The organism is uncultured Leptotrichia sp. (assembly GCF_938036635.1).
In the GTDB taxonomy this organism is placed as follows: domain Bacteria; phylum Fusobacteriota; class Fusobacteriia; order Fusobacteriales; family Leptotrichiaceae; genus Leptotrichia; species Leptotrichia hongkongensis.
In genome coordinates this window covers 1-1,929 of sequence record NZ_CALHQO010000528.1, presented here as the reverse complement: position 1 = coordinate 1,929, position 1,929 = coordinate 1, and the positions used below count along the sequence as shown (strand labels likewise).

Below are 1,929 nucleotides of genomic sequence, written 5' to 3'. Positions count from 1 at the left end.
CATCATCAAATTTATAAAAAGTGTAGTTTGTATTTTTTTTGTTTATAAAATAAGTTTTAAAATCCTGAATATTTTCATATAAGATTATCTCGTAATTATACCATTCATTACTTTGATTTCCCTTTAAAATTTTAATTTTATCAAAGATTTTACTATTTTTATCACTTTTTACACTTTTTTCTGCTTTCTCATCTACAATACTAATAATTTTTAATTCCCCATATATATTTTGCAAAACTTTATTTTTACCTAAATAAAATTCTTTTGAACCTTCATTCTGTAATTTCCCATTTTCCAAAAAAAGACTTTTATAAATCTGATTAATTTTTTCTCTTGAGATTTCTACATTATTTCGTTTCAGAAGTTGAATTAATTCATCTTTATGATTTATAGTCTCCTCATAAATATTAGAAAATGTAAATTTACAATTTTCTTTTTCATTAATTTCTTTTATCAGAGAATCTATTTTTTGTCTAAAAGTAGGGTTAATATTTTCGAAATCAGGAAAAATTTTATTTCGGATAAAGTTTCTTGTATAGTCATTTTTATTATTGGTATAATCAATTATGTATTTGTAATTTTTATTTTTTAAAAAAGATAAAATTTCACTTTTTTCAAAATCTAAAATTGGTCTTACTATATTTTCTCTTGTCTTCGGAATACTTTTTAATCCTGTTACTGATGTACCCCTTAAAAGACGGAAAATAAAGGTCTCTACATTATCATCCAAATTATGGCCTGTAGCAATCTTGTTATATCCTATCTTTTTTCTAATAGTCTCAATAGCCTCATATCTCAATTCCCTTGCTGCCAATTCTATTGACTTTTTATTTTTTGTTGCATACTTTTTTACATCAACACTTTCGATATAATAATTAACATTATTGGAATTTGAAAATTCATTTATAAATTTCAAGTCGTTTTCAACATCATGACGTAAGTTATGATTAATATAAACTATTGAAATCTCTATTGAAATTATATTTTTTAGTAAATTAAGAAAATGATAAAGAAAAACTGAATCAGGTCCTCCAGAAAAGGCAATAAGAATCTTGTCTTTTTCAGATATCAGCCCTTCCTTTATAACTTCCTCTAATTTTTTTGATATTTTTTTTTCAATTTTTTTTACTTTTTCCATCAATTTTATTCCTAATCTTGATTTTCAGGTTTATTTTAACTGTCCGCTTTCACGACGTTTTTTTAAATGTTCCTCATGTGTTTTTGAATAATATGTTTTTCCTTTATATGTGAAGAAAAATAAATTATCTGTCTTTTCTGCATTTAAAACTGCCTTAAAAGTTTCTATTGGTGGATTTCCAATTGGCGTTGGTGGCAACCCTTTAACTTTATATGAATTATATGGTGTATTTTGAGATTTTAACTCATTTCTTGATGCTTGTCTTCCCAATTCATATTTCAAAGTTGCATCTGATTCCAATTTCATTCCAATTTCCAATCTTTTCAAAAATATTCCTGCAACTTTTGGCTTATCTACAGCATCAGGCACTTCCGCTTCCACTATTGAAGCCATTTTTAAATTATCATAAAACTTTTGTTTATCAGGATATTTTTCAGGTGGAAATTTTTTCAAAAATTCACCTAAAATAGTTTGAATAACCTGTTTCGTTGTAACATTTTCAGAAAAAATATAAGTTTCAGGATAAAAATATCCTTCGAAATTATTATTTTCATGTGGATATGGAAAGTCCATTTCACTAAGAACTTTATTTATTTCTTCTCTGTTCCCCAGTTCTAATGCTTCCATCCTTGCAAATACTTGCTTTGAGGTAAATCCTTCGGGTATTGTCAATCTAACTCCATTAGTTTCACTGCTCTTAATTTTTTTTATAATTTCATATTTTGAAAATTTTCCATTAAATTTATAAGTTCCCACTTTTAACTTCATATTTCCGCCATTCAGCTTCAAAT

General features: G+C 25.7%; 2 protein-coding genes. Both read right to left on the bottom strand.

Annotated features, from left to right (window positions below):
• On the bottom strand, positions 1-1,138 hold a 1,138-nt coding region (gene tilS, locus Q0370_RS10555; RefSeq protein WP_299575497.1), incomplete at its 3' end, for a tRNA lysidine(34) synthetase TilS.
• A 30-nt stretch (positions 1,139-1,168) separates the two neighbouring features.
• A partial coding sequence (gene mltG / locus Q0370_RS10550) for an endolytic transglycosylase MltG (RefSeq protein ID WP_299575495.1) occupies positions 1,169-1,929 on the bottom strand: 761 nt, incomplete at its 5' end.